Source organism: Providencia sp. PROV024, assembly GCF_032709665.1.
GTDB lineage: Bacteria > Pseudomonadota > Gammaproteobacteria > Enterobacterales > Enterobacteriaceae > Providencia > Providencia huashanensis.
Genome location: NZ_CP120545.1, coordinates 3,503,574 through 3,522,038, shown reverse-complemented (window position 1 = coordinate 3,522,038; position 18,465 = coordinate 3,503,574). Strand labels below are relative to the sequence as shown.

16 protein-coding genes are annotated in these 18,465 nt (G+C 41.2%); 6 read left to right on the top strand and 10 right to left on the bottom strand.

Features of this window, described 5'->3' with window-relative positions; all coding sequences use genetic code 11:
• Window positions 1-134: 134 nt before the first annotated feature.
• The 3 genes from P3L56_RS16240 (at window position 135) to P3L56_RS16230 (ending at window position 2,499) form a co-directional block, all read left to right on the top strand.
• The gene (locus P3L56_RS16240) at window positions 135-1,544 is read left to right on the top strand and encodes an S-type pyocin domain-containing protein (protein ID WP_198860886.1); all 1,410 of its coding nucleotides are present in this window, start codon (window positions 135-137) and stop codon (window positions 1,542-1,544) included.
• Window positions 1,541-2,050, top strand: a complete 510-nt coding sequence (locus P3L56_RS16235) for a DUF6392 family protein (protein ID WP_048608139.1) — start codon at window positions 1,541-1,543, stop codon at window positions 2,048-2,050. Before P3L56_RS16240 ends, P3L56_RS16235 begins: the two co-directional genes overlap by 4 nt.
• Window positions 2,051-2,253: 203 nt before the next feature.
• Window positions 2,254-2,499, top strand: a complete 246-nt coding sequence (locus P3L56_RS16230; protein ID WP_233102469.1) for a DUF6392 family protein — start codon at window positions 2,254-2,256, stop codon at window positions 2,497-2,499.
• Between the two features lie 300 nt (window positions 2,500-2,799).
• Here the strand turns inward: P3L56_RS16230 and P3L56_RS16225 are convergent, their stop codons facing one another.
• The gene (locus P3L56_RS16225) at window positions 2,800-3,072 is read right to left on the bottom strand and encodes a Fic family protein (RefSeq protein ID WP_336432166.1); all 273 of its coding nucleotides are present in this window, start codon (window positions 3,070-3,072) and stop codon (window positions 2,800-2,802) included.
• Window positions 3,073-3,570: 498 nt separating this feature from the next.
• Here P3L56_RS16225 and umoC point away from each other — a divergent pair, with 498 nt between their 5' ends.
• Window positions 3,571-3,996 carry a lysozyme inhibitor LprI family protein gene (gene umoC / locus P3L56_RS16220; RefSeq protein ID WP_048608137.1) on the top strand — a complete coding sequence of 142 codons (426 nt, stop codon included), beginning with the start codon at window positions 3,571-3,573 and terminating at the stop codon, window positions 3,994-3,996.
• 162 nt (window positions 3,997-4,158) lie between these two features.
• Here umoC and P3L56_RS16215 read toward each other — a convergent pair whose 3' ends face one another.
• From P3L56_RS16215 to P3L56_RS16190, 6 genes are all read right to left on the bottom strand, one after another.
• Window positions 4,159-5,478 (bottom strand): cytochrome c, encoded by a 1,320-nt coding sequence (locus tag P3L56_RS16215; protein ID WP_233102468.1) that lies wholly within the window; start codon window positions 5,476-5,478, stop codon window positions 4,159-4,161.
• Between the two features lie 11 nt (window positions 5,479-5,489).
• Complete coding sequence (locus P3L56_RS16210) at window positions 5,490-6,056, bottom strand: (2Fe-2S)-binding protein (protein ID WP_042848919.1); 567 nt, start codon at window positions 6,054-6,056, stop codon at window positions 5,490-5,492.
• Window positions 6,053-8,971: a xanthine dehydrogenase family protein molybdopterin-binding subunit gene (locus P3L56_RS16205; protein WP_272686247.1), complete on the bottom strand. Its 2,919-nt coding sequence runs from the start codon at window positions 8,969-8,971 to the stop codon at window positions 6,053-6,055. The genes P3L56_RS16210 and P3L56_RS16205 overlap by 4 nt, the downstream gene beginning before the upstream one ends.
• Window positions 8,972-9,409: 438 nt before the next feature.
• Window positions 9,410-10,645: a cytochrome c gene (locus tag P3L56_RS16200; RefSeq protein WP_042848917.1), complete on the bottom strand. Its 1,236-nt coding sequence runs from the start codon at window positions 10,643-10,645 to the stop codon at window positions 9,410-9,412.
• Complete coding sequence (locus P3L56_RS16195) at window positions 10,642-11,193, bottom strand: (2Fe-2S)-binding protein (RefSeq protein ID WP_129467145.1); 552 nt, start codon at window positions 11,191-11,193, stop codon at window positions 10,642-10,644. Before P3L56_RS16195 ends, P3L56_RS16200 begins: the two co-directional genes overlap by 4 nt.
• The gene (locus P3L56_RS16190) at window positions 11,190-13,985 is read right to left on the bottom strand and encodes a xanthine dehydrogenase family protein molybdopterin-binding subunit (protein ID WP_048608130.1); all 2,796 of its coding nucleotides are present in this window, start codon (window positions 13,983-13,985) and stop codon (window positions 11,190-11,192) included. The genes P3L56_RS16195 and P3L56_RS16190 overlap by 4 nt, the downstream gene beginning before the upstream one ends.
• Window positions 13,986-14,180: 195 nt before the next feature.
• On the opposite strand from P3L56_RS16190, the gene P3L56_RS16185 reads away from it, so the two are divergent.
• Both P3L56_RS16185 and P3L56_RS16180 read left to right on the top strand, forming a co-directional pair.
• On the top strand, window positions 14,181-14,744 hold the full coding sequence (locus tag P3L56_RS16185; RefSeq protein WP_042848914.1) for an NTP transferase domain-containing protein: 564 nt from the start codon (window positions 14,181-14,183) through the stop codon (window positions 14,742-14,744).
• 9 nt (window positions 14,745-14,753) lie between these two features.
• On the top strand, window positions 14,754-15,764 hold the full coding sequence (locus tag P3L56_RS16180; RefSeq protein WP_198860883.1) for an XdhC family protein: 1,011 nt from the start codon (window positions 14,754-14,756) through the stop codon (window positions 15,762-15,764).
• A 118-nt stretch (window positions 15,765-15,882) separates the two neighbouring features.
• Here the strand turns inward: P3L56_RS16180 and P3L56_RS16175 are convergent, their stop codons facing one another.
• From P3L56_RS16175 to P3L56_RS16165, 3 genes are read right to left on the bottom strand one after another with little or no spacing between them, the layout of a single operon-like run.
• Window positions 15,883-16,236 (bottom strand): RidA family protein, encoded by a 354-nt coding sequence (locus P3L56_RS16175; RefSeq protein ID WP_042848912.1) that lies wholly within the window; start codon window positions 16,234-16,236, stop codon window positions 15,883-15,885.
• A 2-nt stretch (window positions 16,237-16,238) separates the two neighbouring features.
• The gene (locus P3L56_RS16170) at window positions 16,239-17,480 is read right to left on the bottom strand and encodes a D-amino acid dehydrogenase (protein ID WP_210831905.1); all 1,242 of its coding nucleotides are present in this window, start codon (window positions 17,478-17,480) and stop codon (window positions 16,239-16,241) included.
• A 56-nt stretch (window positions 17,481-17,536) separates the two neighbouring features.
• Window positions 17,537-18,445, bottom strand: coding sequence for a LysR family transcriptional regulator (locus tag P3L56_RS16165; protein WP_129467147.1), 909 nt, complete (start codon window positions 18,443-18,445; stop codon window positions 17,537-17,539).
• Between the last annotated feature and the right edge of the window lie 20 nt (window positions 18,446-18,465).

The following is an 18,465-nucleotide window of genomic DNA, read 5'->3' as shown; positions in this document are numbered from 1 at the left end:
CAATAGGTTAATCTGAAAATGAATGATTCCTATGGTGGCTTTATAGTACTGGGTGGTGAGATAAAAGGTTACCACTGATGCTATATACACTATAGCTTTATAAAAAAATATCACTGAGGATTTAGGGTTCCATTATGTCAGAAGGCAGATACATTGGAAGTGCCGTTGGTCGAACAAATACAGGAACATCAACCACGACTGTTTATGTGACTGTACCAAAGTTACGTTTTTTCATGGAGCCCAGAGTACTATCGTTAGCGCCAGCACAATCTATTCTAGTTCCTTCATCTACAATTGTGATACCAAAACCGGTGTCAGCCCCATCGACTAAAGATACGTTAGAGGTATTATCTAAGGTGATTGTACCTCCTAATATGCTCACCGTAGCATTAATGGGAATGTTTTATTCCCCTAAAGTGGGGGATGCGACACTTGACCGGATTGTGATAGGCCGCCCATTTGAGAAACGAGTGATTGTGGGCGGTTTTTCTCGGTCAGCATCTACCGTGTCCACGTATGATTACACGTCGGAAGCATTTCTCAGCGAAATTGCGGAAGAAAAAGGGCGTGTCACCACACGCGTTCGTTTTCGTGTGATTGAGGATGAAAAAAGTGGAAACCCGAAAATTGTCGGATATGCTGTGGATGGAAGTAGCGGGTTAGACCGCGTTCGTGTCCGTTTTGCTGAGCGTCATGAGGATGGCTCAGTGACCTTTTCTGATCCTGATTTTAAAGGTCAATTTATTTGGAATACTCAGAATAATACGGCGGAATATAACGATTATACTGCCCAGGATGTAGCTAACAATCCGGATTTAGCCTTTCAATCGGTGAAGTTTAGCCTCAATAACGGGCAGCGAGGCTCGGTTATTCATGATGGCGGTGGTGTTGGAAATTATCTGCCTCCTACGCTACTTCCAGAGCCGCAAAAAGTTTGGAGTTTACCGAACCCAATACCCGAAATCCAAAAGCCAGAATTAACCCCGAGCCCGTTACCAGAACAATCAAAGGGTTGGGTTGAATCAATCCCGTTAGAAGAATATGATTTTAATGATTACATCATTGTTGATCCGCTAGGTGAAGTACCGGCTATTTATGTTTTTTTCCAAAAAAATCCGGTGGATGATTTGGAGGTGGATTATTACGATAATTTTAAAGGGCGTCCGCGTAGTGGATTGTATGAAATCGATCATCTTCCGTCTCAAGCTGCTGTTAAGTTGTATTTAAAAGATAAATACCCAGCGTTAACTAAAACTCAGTTAGATAAAATGATTAATCAGGTAGCTTCAATTGCAATTCCAAAAGAGGTGCATCAGAAATGCAGTGAGACTTATGGCGGACGAAATAATAGCTGGATTGATAATGAAGATAGCCCACCACTACGACGAAAAGAACTAGATGCTAAAAACTTACGGGAAGCGGTTGAACGGAATTGGGCAGCTAACCGAGAATGTCTAGAAAATGAAGGCTACGACAGCAAGTTACTGGATGAAAAGCTAGACAAAATTCATGAACTAAACGAAGCAAAAGGATTATACAAATGAGTGTGAATATTGAAGCATTAGTCCAGCGGTTAGGAGATACCTATGATGAGCTTTATAACGATGGACTGATCCCTTACAAAACTAAACCACAAGGAAATTCTGGAGATGATGACTTGAGTCTGAGGATGACAAAAGAATATGTATTTTTATCTTTCGATAATCCATCGAAAAAATTATCACAGATTACTATGACTTTAATCCCTGATAATGTTAGAAATCAATGGATTTTCCCTAATAAAATTCCTTTTGGGTTACAACAAACCATGACTGACCGTTGGTTATATGAACATATTGGTAACCCAATAAGGCAAGCCCCTGAAAACGTCATTTTGGGTATTCCCATAGGTAAAACAGAAGTTTTCAAACTAAATGTTATGACATATTTAGGAATGGATATAGTCATGATCGTTAGTTTCCATCCAGTGATGAAAGATTTCGCACAAGAGATTACTTTTGAGCTGTTGGATAGCTTAGAAACGCGCTGGAAAGCAAATCATTATAAATGAGTGTGAATATTGAAGCGTTAGTGTAACGTTTAGGGGATACCTATGATGAACTTTATAAAGATGGATTAATTCTTTATAAAACAAAATTTTAATGGAACTTAGGGGACGATGTTGTCACATTAGATATGAAAAAATAGCATGTTTTTTATCTTTTGATAACCTGTCGAAAAAGTTAAGAGAAATCACGATAACGGTTATTCCTGATGATATGCGAAGTGGATGTTTCCTTTGGGCTAGAACAAGTGATGACAGAGCAGTGGTTATATGAACATTTAGGTTCATCCATTAGAAGCGCCCCTGAACAAATAATAATGGGAATTGGTTTTGGGAAAACGGAGGTTTTCGTTCTGAAATCCCCTCTTTTAGATAGAAAAATCGCTGTTTCAATGTTATTTGGATATAAAAAAGTGAATGTCAAGAGTGTTACTTTTCTCTTTCTTGATGTATGAGAGAACGAGTGGAAAAAATAAATACCTAATGCTCCAGTGTGGCACTAACCAAAAATGGTAGTACAAGCTTAATCATTACCCTCCCCAGTCAAGGTATTGTGACGAGTTAAAACCATTGCAGGGGCATGCGACTCGCAATATTTAGACAGAGATGTAAAAATTTCGGACGAACTTTTTTCTGAGATTTATTCAGGTATCTGTTTGTTCTGTGCAACAAAACTTCTTAAGAAAAGTGTCCTGATTTAGTCGCGCAGAACAGAAAGCAAAGCGTGAGAAGTTTGGGTATTTGAAACTGGCGATTTAGTTCGCTTTCAAGGCTTCATTAACCCAATATTTCATGGGTTCATAGTTAAGGTTTAACTCTGCGTGAATTGCTGCAATGTATTGTTCGAGGTGTTGAGTCCAACTTTCATAGTCTAACGGCTGGAAACCAGCTTGTACCGCCATCACATCTGCGAGTAAACGCGATAAGCGTCCATTTCCCTCCCTAAACGGATGTATCAGAATTAACTCCACATGTACGATGGTAATAGCTTCCAGGGTATTCTCTCGTCTTATATATGTGCAAGGCAAGAAAGTCTTTTTCAAGTTGAGTAAGTAACTTTGCAATTCGTTCGGCGGGGGAAACATGTAGATAAAAGTACATGTCGCATAATTCGCTATAGTATGACGTGGTTATGAGCAGGGGCAACAGTATTGGGAAATAAAAGCTCTGAAATGTGTGTATTCTCTCGGGATGTTGATCCGGTGAATATCTTATGATTGTTTTATATTCAAGAACAATTTAGTTTAGAATTATATTAGAGGAAGGAGTTAGCTTTGCTAGCTAAATTAATTTAATGTATATGGTTATTTGTAGACGATAAATCTCAGCTAATATTTTTTTATTAATGTTAATCAACTGGTTATGGATGGGCGCTGACCTTTATCCAGAATGGATTTATTACGAAGAATCGCTTAAATATAGGTTCACAAAAATAACTAAGACTAATCCATAAATCAGGTACTTGTGTAGACCTTAATATTAGAATGAGTTAAAAAGTTAATTCATATACGAATTGAGAGGTTTTCATGAAATTTAGCACATCAAAAGCGCTAATTATCGCTACGGCAATTGCTATACCGGCATTCTCTTATGCTGATGCTACCCCAGATACTAAAGTCACAGAGGGCCCTCTCAAAGAATGCTATGAGCAAATTGCAGATGCTCCACGAACTGCGGTTCAAGCTTGTTTGCAAAGTAAATTAGATAAAGCCGATGAGCTAATGAAGCAAGCACTTACCGACAATGAAACACATCTAAAACAGTTGAATTCATCTGCGACGACACAGGCGATTACATCATTAAAAAAATCGCAGGATGATTTCCTTGCATTTAGAGTTAGTGAGTGCCAACGTCAGGCAGATGCATTACTCGGTGGAACCGGAATGGGGGATGTAATGCTAGCGTGTAAAGTGCAGCTAACTTACTCACGAATTGAAGCGCTTAACCCATAAAAGTTGTTCTTATCGGGGTGCCTTAAGTTTTTTATGCATATGGCAGTAAATTGCTTTCGTCATGGTTGCGATAAACAAGATAAGAAATGTATCCAATATGGGAATTCACCCTTATGACTGGCAATTTGAGCCCCTTAAGTTCGTATTAAGGGGCTTTGTTGGTTATCGCGCTGCCTTTTTCAGCTTTTCAACTTGCTCAACGGTAACAGGGTTACTTTGTCCTCCCCATTCGGCTCTCGCCCATGAAATTAAATCGGCTATCTCTTGTGATGTTAAATCATCTGCAAAACTTGGCATGGCGTACATACGTTGGCCATTAGGGAACGTTGTTGTCGGGATACCGGTTAATACCACACTTATAAAAGTCTCGGGGCTATCCATTGCTAAAATAGCGTTACCTTTTAAGGCTGGAATGCCATTAGGAACGCCTTCCCCTGTGATGCCGTGACAGCCTGCGCAGGTCGACATATACATCAGACGCCCTTGCTCCATAGTCCCTGCGGTATCAGCCATTTGTTGGCTATTAGCTTCAGGAAGTGGAGCTGGCGGCTCTTTTTTGCCAAGTACTTTTCCTTGTTTATCGGTCATTAAATAAATAGCCATATCATCGACATCACTTTTTTTCATCTGACTAGTGGAAAAGTGTGTGACAGTGCTCATATCTGCAAAAGCAGAGCCTTGTGGTGCGTTACCTGTGAGTAAAAATTGGCTTAGTGAGGCAGTATCATAACCATGCTTAGACAGTGCTGCGGCAGTAATATTAGGAATTGCCAAACCTGCTTCCTCTCCACCTTGAAGTGAACGTGAAAACTCTACGCCCATCATAAGGTTACGTGGTGAATGACAGGCGCCACAGTGAGCTAACCCTTCGACAAGATAAGCACCGCGGTTCCATTCGGCAGAACGTTGCGGGTCATGTGGTGCATTTCGTTTCGGGAAGTTCAGTAGTGTCCAAAAGTTCATAAACGGACGAACTGGGAGGACAAAAACCCCCGTATTTTCTTTGTTTGGCACCGCCATGGGAGGAAGTGACATCACATAAGCATATAAGGCATCAATATCTTCTGATGTTGTCATATGTGTAAAGACAAAAGGCATCGCAGGATAGAGGTTCCCTCTTTCTTTGCCAATACCGTCTTTTAATGCTCGATGGAAATCGGCACGCGTATAGTTACCGATGCCGAATTGTTTGTCGGGGGTGATATTGGTGGAATAAATGGTCCCAAATGGCGTTTCAATGGCTCGTCCTCCTGCCGCTAGCGGCCCCTCAGGCAAAGAATGACAACCAAAACAGTCTCCTGCTGTTGCCAATTCTTGGCCTCTAGGCAGTAATTTTGCGATTTCTTCTGAGGTCAGTGGTTTATCGATATTAGTTGCGATACTAGAGGTTCGAAATGCACCGAATAGGATAGAAAGCATAAGCGCTATGAATATTACGATGATGATATAGAACGTTTTACGTATGGAGCTAGATTTAGTCATTGTCTTTCCCCTTAGTCTATTACACAGCCGGGGGTGTCGAGAGCAACTTTTCTCACCGCTTCATAATAACGTACATAGCCGGTACAACGGCAAATATGTTCGTTGAGAGCTTCTTCTATTGCATGTTCTAGCTCTGCGCGTTTAATTGGGTGTTTCTTGAGCTTATCAAGAAATACCGTCGCGCCAGTGACAAAACCAGGGGCACAATACCCACATTGGAAAGAGAAGTTTTCGATAAAGGCTTGCTGGATTGGTGTTAATTCAATGACGTTGCCTTGTTCATCAAGTTTAGCTTGCCCCTCGATGGTGACAATATTTTTATGATTAAAGTAATGAGCACCAAAGATGCAGGTGCGGCTTTCAATCGTTGAGCCATCGGGTTGAATTTCCATGATGGTGCAAGCGTGGCAGATCCCTTGCCCACAGCCGAAGTGAGTACCAGTGAGGTCTAAATATTCATGTAAAAATTCAATCATTGGCATACCAACAGGGACATCAATAGGACCAATTTTTTTGCCGTTAATGGTCAGTGTTAATGGCTTGCGCTCAATAATCGGAACGGCATTTTTGATATTCATGAGAGGGCCTTTTTAATTTTATCAACCGTAATCGGGAATTCGTAGAAACGCTTGCCTGTAGCGTGGGTTAATGCATTACTAGTCGCTGGTAAGATGGGGATCATTCCAAGTTCAGCCATACCTTTTGGTGGTGAGGTCTCAGAAAGGGGCGGTAAGTAATCGATGGTTTGCTGCCATACGGCGACATCTTTAGCTCGAGGCAGAACATAGCGGTTAAAATTCCATGTTCCATTACCGGGGCCATCTTCATATAACGGGAGCTCTTCCATTAATGCGTGACCAATCCCCATTGCGGTGCCACCTTGGATTTGCCCAGATACTAATTCAGGTACAATCATAGTGCCGGGGTCCATAATCATATGGTGACGCATGATCTCGACTTCGCCAGTCATGGTATTGACATTTAGCTCAACTAAACAGGATGCGGGCGTCACTGTAGTCGGGTCGGCTTTTGCGCGCTGTGTCGGCGGGTAGTAGGCAATATTACGTTTAATGAAATGATAACCGCCTGTTGTCATTTGTTTTTTCAATTTTTGTGATGCACCATCACCATAACGTACAGATATCGCATCAAGAGGGAGGTTTTTTAAGCCAACAGTAGGAATATCAAATTCTGCACGAGCCCATTGCCAGCTTGAGTATCCATGTACGGCGACGCCTGTAATTAACCCCATTTCATGGGCTCTTTTTGCAAGTTTGTCGAAGGGAATTGGTTTCATGCCTCCGCCGCCAATACCTTCAGGCCCTACTCGGATATCTGCGAATTCGACATTTAAGCCATTGAAAGCTCCACCACCAGGACCTTCACTCCAAATACTTTTTGCGGCAGGCCAGAGTGTGTTTTCCAATAGAAAATGCCCGGCTTGGCGAGTACCGAAACCAATGTAGTAAACGCCACTAGATGAGCTCATATCAGGGATAAGAGCGGGCGTCCAATAAGGATCAGTTTTAGATAACTCATCTTGTTTTTTCTGGTCTGCCCAACTGGTTTTAAGGGGGAACTCCTCAAATTCAGTGACACCAAACTCGACAACATCAGGGGCTTTACTCAGCGCCTGCCATACCATCACTTGTTGTGCGGTTGTGCCGCCAGTACCAATTTCTTGCATACAATGGCGCATGGTGAGTTTGCCATTGGCGTCAAATTCTAGGGAGAGGATAGTAGGAACGCCACTTGAGCCGTAAACTTGTTGTACTTGAGCAAAACCAACACCGTAGAGTTTCCCCGGGTTTTTTGCTTCATATTCTGCTTTATTTTTATTACGTTCGACCCAAATTGGGTGGTTTTCTGCTAGGTTTAACATTTCTACATTGCGAGGATCGCCTGCAATAACACCACCTTGAGTATTTGGATAACCTTCTAAAATAGCGTTACGGCGGCGTAACTCGATAGGGTCAATGTTAAGATCATGGGCGATTTCATCGACCATTAACTCGGTGACCGCCATAGATTGTAATGCCCCAAAACCACGCATAGAGCCGGCTTCAACTGCAGGGGTCGCCATTGCTAAGGCTGTTAAGTCCGATTTAGGGAAATAATAAATCGATTGGGCTCCACGGACAGCAACGTGAGATACGGCAACGGAAAGGTTTTCACGACCTCCGCCATTACAGTTATAAGTACCTTTTAATACATCAAATTTACCCGTTTTTTTATCACCCACAATGGTGACATCCATTTCAATGGAATGGCGTTTCATCCCCATTTGAAATTGTTCATAGCGGTCGTTTGCCATACGTACTGGTAGCCCATCGGCATAGAAACTTGCCACCATAGAATAGAACGGGAAAACCGAATAGTCTTTTGAGCCATAACCTACCGTAGAGCCAGTTAATAGCACAATATTCTCGACTGAAAAGTGTTTATTGTTTTTAGATAACTCTGCTGCTGCATTTACTACACCAGCAGGTGATTGTGTCGCGGTTAAAATATGCAGTGTTTTGGTTTGTGCATCATACCAAGTGTTACAGTTATCTGGCTCCATAGCACAGGGGTCGATAGACTGAGAAAAACCGTGGCGTTCAATGACAAATTTATTGGGGTCCTGTTTTGCAGCTTCGACCTCTTGCTCAATTTGCCGTGCGTAATCCATGGCTTTTTCTTGTTTATCGGGGTGTTTTTCTGCTTGGTGTAAGGCTTGAATAAAACCACCCCCGCGATCTTTTCGAATGACAGGTGGAATGGTTAGTGCATGTTTAGGGTCATAAGGGGGCCAAATGGGGGTATTACCATCAAAACCGCCTTTAATTCCTGAATCTTGGTAAGGAGAAAAAATGGAAGGGGAAAGTGGTGTTTCACCCCCAATGCGAACGTAACGGGCTGCTCCATAGTTAGCTGGCGGTTTGGGGCCGGTGACGGCACCGTATTTTACCGTGTTCGTTGCAAACCGTAGCATTCGTTGTGCAGCACTAAAATGATCAAAATCCTGATAAATTAAGATGGCAACAGGGTGGCCGATAATAGGGGGCGTCTCACCAAGAGGGACTAAAATATTGGTGCCATAGAACCCTTTCCCCATACTAGTATCTTGAGGAATATTTAAACCATCTCGTATAAGGTCTTCTTGCAAAACAATTTTATCGGGTTGTAGATTTGGCCCTAGCATTGAAATGTCGATGCCTTCAAAGGTTTTATTCACTTCCGTTGCTTTTAACATAAAGGCATAACTTTGTTTTTTAGGCCAGCCAGGAATATCTTTTGCTCGGTAATCGCGTGCAAAGTTTTTACGTCCTGTTACCTTCTCCACACCGTCCCAACGAAAACGAGCTTTACCATTTTGACCGATCCAATCTGTTGGGGGAGAATCTGAATCAAGCTCCATTGCACTAGCAAAAGGTAATTTACCGACCATAACAGCAATACCTGCAATGGTTCCGAGTTTGATAAAATTGCGTCTAGAAATTTGTCCCGACATTTAGTGCTCCCTGATTATATTCTTAGGAGATTTTATTAGTGATGGAGATAAATAATTCATCTTAATTGTTAATAGTAATATTATTTTGTTTCGATGATATCTATTCTAAAATTGATGATTAATATCAGATTGCTCAGTAAGTTAGATAAGAAATTATGTAAATAGTAAGGTTATCTATAGAGGTATATCAAGAATGAGTAAAGGGATTTATTCAAGAAAGTGAATAATATTGTTAGAGTCATCTTAATATGACAGTGTTGAATAAAGTCACTGAGTTTTATCGGGGTATGATTTAATTAAATCAAATGAAATATTATTAATAAATACATAAAATCAACATGTATTTAATGATATAGAATCGGTTGTTATGCGCTGATTTGGTGGCGAACTATCGAGCTTGTTAATATTGCTACAAGCTCGATAGCTGCTTTTTAGTTGTTACTGACGTAATGCTTTAATTTTATCTGGGGTGACATCTGCGGGTTGTCCCCCCCATTGGACCCGAAGGAAATTTACCAAATCACTGATTTGCTCATCTGTAAGTTGGCCTGCAAATCCAGGCATACTTTGCATGTTTTGGTTATTTGGGAATGGTTGTTCAGGTAAACCATCCAAAATGGTATTAATTAAATTAGTACTATCTACATCACGAAGCGTTGAATTACCTTTTAGCGCAACAGCGACATTAGGTTTTCCTTCCCCATCGTATGAATGGCAGCCAGAGCAAGTTTCCAAGTAAATTTGGTGGCCCTGTGGAGAACCCTCACCTATATTTAATGGTGAAGTTGCGGGTGGGTTGTCGCCCATTAAATAGGTCGCAATGGCTTTGTTATCTTCAGGTGTGAGATGTTGTGAGCTAAGATAAATCACCGGGTGCATATCACTGAAAGCAGACCCTTGCGGAGCGATACCGGTCATAAAAAATTGTTGCAAGTCCTTTGTTGTCCAACCGCGAGCTGCGAGAGCTTCAGGTGTAATATCTGGCGCCATAAAACGGCCTAAAGACCCACCTTTCATAAAGTTATCTAAATCCATTTCACCAAGTTTTCCTCTTGGAGTATGACATTCAGCGCAGTGCTCTAACACATTGACTAAATACTTTCCTCGCAACCATTCAGGAGAGCTACCTTGTGAACTATTTGGTAGGGGCTTATCGTTAAAAAACAATAAATTCCAGCCAATCATTGCCATACGTTGGTTTAGTGGAAAGGGCAGTTCGTTCTCAGGAGGAGCGACATCGACAGCAGGTTGGCTCATGAGGTAGCTGTAAATAGCATCAGAATCTTCACGCGTTATTCCTTTATAAGAGGTATAAGGCATGGCCGGATAAAGGTGCTTGCTAGGGGGAGAAATACCCTGAGTCAAAGCGGTATAGAACTCGTCTTTTGTCCAACGACCAATACCGAAATCAGCGGATGGCGTTAAGTTACTGCTGTAAATTGTCCCGAATGGCGTATCCAGAGGGAAACCGCCTGCCAGTGGTGCGCCATTGGCACTTGTATGGCATGCAGCGCAGTCACTCGCAAGGGTAAGGTAATGGCCTCGTTCGATTTCTTGTGCTGTCGCGGTAACTTTTTGCACTGGGCCATCTAATGTACGGCTTTCGTACCAATACAGCACAGCCCAAACGATAACAATGATGGCTATAAGCCATAATAGAATGCGTTTAATCATTTTATGGCCTCCTTGAGTAACCCTGGAGTACTGAGGACCACATCGCGTACGGCTTCGTAATAACGCACATAACCGGTACAGCGGCAGATATGATTATTAAGGGCTTGTTTAATCGCTTCTTCTAAATCTTCTTCGGCAATTGGGTTTTTCTGCAGTTGCTCAATAAAAATAGTTGCAGCATTAACAAAGCCGGGGGTGCAATAACCGCATTGAAAACTAAAGTGTTCAACAAAAGCTTGTTGCACTGGGGATAAAGTAATGTCGCCGTTTTCTTCTTTAGTTGCAGCGCCTTCAATTGTGCGAATACTTTTATTATTAAAAAAATGAGCCCCTGTGATGCAGGTTCGTATTTCTTCACTTGTACCGGATGGGTTGTCTAATATCACGACACAAGCGTGACAAATACCTTGCCCACAGCCGAGCCTTGAGCCCGTTAGGTCTAGGTATTCATGTAAGAAATCAATCATCATTAGGCCAGCAGGGACATCTATCGGTCCATAGGATTGGCCATTGATAGTTAGGGTGAGAGGAAGGAAATTTATGCTCATGATATTACCTCTATGATGTCTTCAGGGCGAACTGGCAGGCGCAGGAAGTGATGTCCTGTTGCGTCAGCAATGGCGTTAACGATGGATGAAACGACAGGGATCATTACGACCTCTGCGACACCTTTAGGGGGATCTGTTTCTGAAAGCCCCGGTAGGATTTCATTTGTCTGCTTCCAGACGGCAACATCACTGGCTAACGGCATATGATAACGGTTGAAATTCCATGTTCCGTTACCCGGTCCATCTTCATAGAGAGGTAAATATTCGTGTAATGCGTGGCCTATCCCCATCGCGAGTCCACCTTGGATCTGCCCTGAGACAAGCTGAGGTACAATAAGGTTGCCACATTCAACAACAGTATGATGATCTAGAAGTTCAACATGCCCCGTTGCCTTATCAATTGAGAGCTCAGAAAGTGTAGCAACAGCACTGTAGTAGGTGACACCTGCATTATTACGTTGTGTGTCAGGATAATAGGCTTTTTCACGATGCCAAACTTGGTAATCTTGATCTGCAAAGCGTAAAGAAAGACCATCAATGTATAAACGACGTGTCTCACCATTAATTTTGAAGTCAGCTTCAGCCCATTGCCAGCGGTTAAATACGTGGCAAACGGCGCCTGTAACCCCACCCATTTGGAAAGTTCGTTCAACTAAGCGAGATAAACTCAGTACTTCTAATCCATTAGCGGTTAAGCCATTTTCAACCCAACGCGCATCTTCACGTCGAACAACGAGAGGAGCGGCTTGTCCATTACCAATACCTTCTTGCCAAATAGACATCGCAGCAGGCCATAAACCATATTCGAATATTAATCGAGCGGCTTCATTCGTACTTTGAGTGAAGTAATAAGCGGAATTACTCGCACTTGCTGGTGAACAATAATTAGGTGTCCAAAGAGGGTTCTGTGCTAAGCGTTCCTGTTCTTCTTGTGACATAGCGAATGGATTACCACTCGAAACCATCGGTAATACAGACCAATCAACGACAGAAAAATGAGCTTCTTCTGCAGGTTTACCTAACCATTTAGCGCAAACCACCGACTGAGAGGTTGACATACCTGTGCCAATTTCCGCTCCACTGTGATAGATAGCAATTTTACCTTCAGGAGTTAGCTCGACGCGGGCAAATGAAGATTCAGCTCCTGTACCAAAGTCTTTTTGTACGCATGAAATACCTGTGCCAAATAGTTTTCCACTATTTTTTGCTTCAAAGTCGGCTTTACGTTTGGCTCTTTCTAGCCACATGGGGTGCTCAGCACAACGGGATAGCACTTCATCGGCACGAATTGCGCCGCCAGGGATAGCGCCTTGGGTATTTTTCATACCTGATTTAATCAGGTTTTTCATTCGAAACTCTATAGGGTCTGCATTCAGTAATTTTGCGGCTTCTTCCATCAACATATCGGTGGCAGCCATTGCTTGCAAAGTCCCATAGCCACGAGCTGAGCCAGCATCTACAGCCCTTGACGCAATCCCGACTGCTGAGAGATCACTACGAGGGACGTAGTAGATTGCTTGGGCGCCAGTTGCCCCGACCATAACAACCGAAGGGGTAAAGTTACAGCGCCCGCCACCATCGCCAATGAATGATGCAGAAAGCGCTTCGATTTTGTGGGTTTTTTTATTAACGGCTAACGTGTAATCCATATCAAAAGCATGGCGTTTAATACTGGATTGAAATTGCTCATAGCGGTCATTGGCTAACCGAATTGGTACACCATCACCATAGAGTGTTGCCATAGCACCATAGTATGGAAATGGTGCATGGTCTTTGGAACCATAACCCACGGTAAAACAAGGATGTAAGAAAATTTGTTTAATCGGAAATTTTGATTTTGCCAACATCTCAGGTAGCGAAGCTGCGACTTCTTGAGGAGATTGAGTTGGAATAACTAAATGGAATGATTGGTTTTTTGCATCATACCAACCATTAGCATTATCAGGCTCAAGTGCTGCGGTATCAATAGATTGTGAGAAATAGTTACGTTTAATAATTAGCCAATCTTCAGGTGGGTTTTCTAACTGCTTGGCGAGTTCATCAGCATAAAACATGCCTTCTTCGTCCAGTTTTCCGCCTTCACGCCCTTCGGGCCAAACTGGTAGATGTTTTTTCATCCCGATAGGGGAAATTGGCATGTCTTTTAGACTAGAGTATACATCTGGTGAATAAGGCGTTTCTCCGCCAATTCTTACACCGCGGTAAGTTCCCCAAGGATTGCGTTCGAGAGGGCCAGTATAAGCGCCATATTGAATGATATCATCACGGAATTTTAGCGTTTCTTTCGCGAAGTTAAATCTAGCGAAGTCATGATAAATCAATAAAGCGACCGCTTGACCTAGATATGCGGGGGTTTTCCCTGTAGGTAACAACATGTCATCACCATAAAAGTCAGGGAAGGCGACACCATCTTTTTCTAAATCTGCTGCCGTCACAAGGCGATCAGGCATTAACCCATCTTTAAGACGACTGAGGTCAAAACCTTGATAGATTTTATCGGCTTGAGTAACTCGAAGTAGAAATGCATGACCCTGTTTTTTGGGCCAGTGAGGGATATCGCGAGCGCGTATATCTCGAGCAAATACTTTTTCTCCTTGAACTTTGGAAAAGCCATCAATTCGAAATTTTATTTGCTTATCTACGGGATTCCAATCTGGAGATTGAAGGATTTTTTCCTCGAATAGCACGTCAAAGGCACGGCTATACAAAGGCGCTAAATAAACAGATATCCCAGCAATAACGGCACATTTTAGAAAGTGTCTGCGGGAGAGTTCGACATTGCTTTTGCTCATAATACACCCTTACACTTATTTTTACTGTATCAGTGTTTTTATTTTTATAATTGCATTGATATTTATTCTATATCCATTTAACTATTGTTCAACTACTAATAATTAGCAAATTAATGAAAACTAAAGCTTGTTATCTTATTGAATATACCTTATCTATGAGATATGCAATAAATATATATACACATAACGTAACCTATGAATATTGGCATTTTAATATTAGCAGCAGGAAAAAGTGAACGTTTTCAAAAGGCTGGAGGTAAAGGAAGTAAATTAAATCTCGTGCTTGATAAGCAAACAGTTTTTGAGAAAACTTTATATAATTCAATGGGTAGTGGGCTTCCGATTCATGTGGTTACTCGCCCAAATAATGTTGATGTTATTAATAATTGCTTACAATTTAACATTTCATTTTCATTGTTAAATAGTGATGGGCTGGGTGATTCTATCGCATTAGGTGTTAAAGAAACGTGGCACTTAGATGGGTGGTTGATTCATTTGGCGGATATGCCATATATAAATAGTGAGTTATTTGTATGTGTAGCTAATGAATTAAAATATCATTCATTAGTAAGACCTATATATCAGGGGTGCCCTGGTCATCCAGTGGGGATATCTGCTAAATACTATTTAGATTTAATTAGATTGACGGGGGATGAAGGTGCAAAATCGCTATTACACCATAATGTTGTTTATGAAATGGATATAAATGATAAAAATGTTATTAAGGACATTGACTATCCAAGTTTTGATAACAAATAGGGAGCAAATATGTTGCGTGAAGATGTTTCTGTTATCTCTCAAGCGGTTGTTTGGATAAAAGAAGGGCCTATCTGGCTATGTACCGTATTGAATACTTATGGCTCTTCACCTAGAAGCCCTGGTTCTCTTTTGGTTGCAAGAAGTGATGGTCAGTATTCAGGCTCGCTTTCTGGAGGTTGTATTGAGGAAGACTTTATTCAACGAATTAAACAGACTGAATATACGGATAGCAGCCAAGTCGTACGTTATGGGCGAGGTGGCATCGAAGCCAAAGTAAATTTACCCTGTGAGGGGAGTTTAGATGTTTTAATAGAATATTTACCAAATAATGAAAAATCACTTAATTATCTAATCGAAATTCAAAATGCATTATTGGGTTATTCTGCAATTATCAAAAAAGTGACATTGCCGCAGCCCGGAGTGATTAATACGGTAAAGGATATTGAGTTTTCAACACAGATAGAACGAGATGGTCACGATATTCAATTATACATTGCAGCTCCCCCAAAACTGATTATTGCTGGCATTTCAACAGTTGGCGCTTATTGTGCTAATTTTGCACTCACTTTAGGCTTTGAAGTGATTATTTGTGATCATAGAAATGATGAGTTATCACGTTTTTCACAGCAGATTCCCTCTCAGATAGAAATCATACCTGCATTTCCTGCCCGTTATTTAGAAGAAAAGGGGTGTTCTCCTAATAGTGCAATAGTTTCATTAACTCATGACCCGCGGATCGATGATTTGACATTAATGGAAGCGGTAAATACAGATGCATTCTATATTGGTGCAATGGGCTCTGTAAGAACAAGCGCTCGTCGAAGAGAGCGTTTAGTTGAGACGGGCGGTATGTCAGTCGATGAAATTAAGCGTATTCATGCACCTATTGGTATTCCTATTGGGAGCAAAACCCCCCCTGAGATAGCATTAGCTATTATGGCGGATATTGTTGCTTATAAAAATGGGGTGAATTTGTCTAATCAGGTATGTGATAAGAAAAAGTTGATGACGACAGCTTAAATAGCATGTGATATTGAAAACTAAAGTTTCCTAACCATGGCTTGGATGAAAAAACAGTGAGCCTTTAATTTTAGGCCTCACTGTTTTTATTGATAGCGAGGTATACAGTTAAAGTATATTAGGACTGGGAAGCAATAACCATAATCTCAACAAGTACTTGGTCACGAGCCATATTAGCTTCAACCGCTGCACGCGCAGGGCTATTTTCTACAGGCATCCAATTTTCCCATGCTGCATTAAAGGCGGAAAAGTCTCTCGCCATATTTTTAATCCAAACTTGAGCAGATAAAATACGGGTTTTATCACTGTTGCTTGCTGCTAATAAAGCATCTATTTTCGCAAAAACTTCTTCAGTTTGTTGCGTAATATCGCCAGTTAAATCATTCGGTACCTGCCCTGATAAATAAACAATGCCTGCATGTTCAACACTATCAGCTAAGCGTGGTTTTGGGTTATTACGTTTAATGGGCATAGTTACCTCGTGAATCCAGTTAAAGAAATAGGTGGTTTTTGTTCTGTAATAAGTTTAGTTAATATTTCTGCACTACCAGCAGCGAGTGTGAAACCTAAACTTCCGTGACCAATATTTAGCCACAAATTGTGGTATGCAGTTTTTCCTAAAATTGGGGGTCCTTTAGGTGTTGATGGACGTAAACCAAACCAACTTTCGGCGCTATCAACTTGTGGTAGCTCAGGAAAGGTTTTTTTTATGATTTTTTTGAGCGCTTTTATTCTATTTTCGCGTAAGCCAGCCGTGTCATATCCAATATCGACCATGGCAGCAATACGGAGTTGGTCATTAAGTTTGGCATAGACAATCTTATTTCCGTAATCAGTCACGTTAATTTTAGGTACTGTATTTTCTGTTTGTGGATATTTCACACTTAAGCTATACCCTTTAAGACCTAATATTGGCACATTAATTTTGAGCGACTTCAATAATTCACGACTGCCGTTACCTGCACAAACAATAAAATCATCGGCTTGAATTATTCCCTGGTGTGTCGCTACGCCTGTAATACGGTTATCTTGTTTAATGAAATATTGGACTGATTGTTGTAAACAAAGATTAAATTGCGGTTGAGTTTGCAAATATTGCAAGAGATTTTTACAGAACAAATAACAATCAGCACTTTCATCATCAGGGGCATAGATGGCACCGACTAATTGGGACTGTATATGTTTTAAAGAGGGTTCCAGTTCGATGATTTCAGCGGGTGTTAATGTTTTTTGGAATTGTTTATCGGCGGTTTCGCTGGCTTTTAGAAAGCTTTTCGAATCACGGTGTATAATCAGTTTGCCTGATTTTTCCCACGCAAAATCGCCTAAATCACCTTTTTGACGCCATAAATTCATCATATTTTGGCTTAATAATGATAAGCGTAAAAGATGGTCTCCGTTGATTCTATTGGTTTTTCGGTTACAAGCTAATGTGAATTGTGCTAACCAAGACCATTGGTGCACAGACGGGGTTATCTTTAAATTTAAAGGCGAGTCGTTTTTCCCCATCCAACGCAAACCTTGTAAAGGCACACCAGCATCGGCGAGTGGGGACACATAGCGATAACTAAGCTGACCACCATTTGCAAAACTGGTGTGCATTCCAACATCTGTTTCAGACTCAATTAACGTGACAGTTTGCCCCGCTTTAATTAATGCATATGCGGTACTTAGTCCAATCACACCGGCACCGATAATCACCACATGTTTAGCCATAATATTCTATAACCAATAATCACTAAGGAGTTATTATTTAACGGTGAATAGGTTAACTAAACAATTGAGTTTTCATTACCAGAGTATAACTTTTGGTTAACTGTTTTATTCCTTTTTTCCAAAGTTAACGCCAATGTATTGACGTAATTTTGTGCCGCTTTCGTTAATGGTCTATCCGCACGATGAAAGACGGAGACTGCGAGCTGTAAATCTTCTTTGAGAGGGTAAATCATTGATTCAGGTAAGGTATGCTCAGCTGAAAAAATATCGGTGATGCTACACCCCAACCCAGCTTGGACGAATTCAGCTGCCATATGATAAGTATGAACGCTAATGTTTGACTCTAAAAACTCATGGCGTTCTTGTAATAATTGAGCCAATGAATCTGAGCCAGGGTGTATCCAACGCTGTTGATCAATATCGATAAGAGAAACAGGTGAGTGTGATGGTGGTTTACTGTCTACATAGACCAACGGAATATTAGCAATCGGCAGCATTGTGATCCCACCTTCAATACTTAGGTTGAAGCCTATGCCAATATCTAAGTCTTGCTGAGTTAATAACTGCATAATATCTGTTGTGTGATGTGTTCCTATGGTCAGTTTAATATTGGGATGTTTTTTTATAAACAGAGCCGTTACTTCGGGAACGAGGTTTAACCCCAAGCTGGGGAGACACCCTACAGCAAGTTTACCTTGAGGGTTACGTGATAAGTTTTGTGCTAAAATTCTTAGCTTTTCTAAGTTGTGATAAACTTCTTTGGCTTCTTCAAACAGCAAATTGGCTTCATCAGTAGGGAGCAATTTCCCTCTTATCCGCTGAAATAACACTAGCCCAAGTTGTTGCTCTGCATGTTTTAAGGCTTTACTGGCTGCTGGTTGTGAAATATGTAAAACTTCTGCTGCACGAGTTAAAGACCCACAGGTCATGACTGCATAAAAAATATCAAGATGCCTTAATTTCATTGTATAAAACCTACTATTTT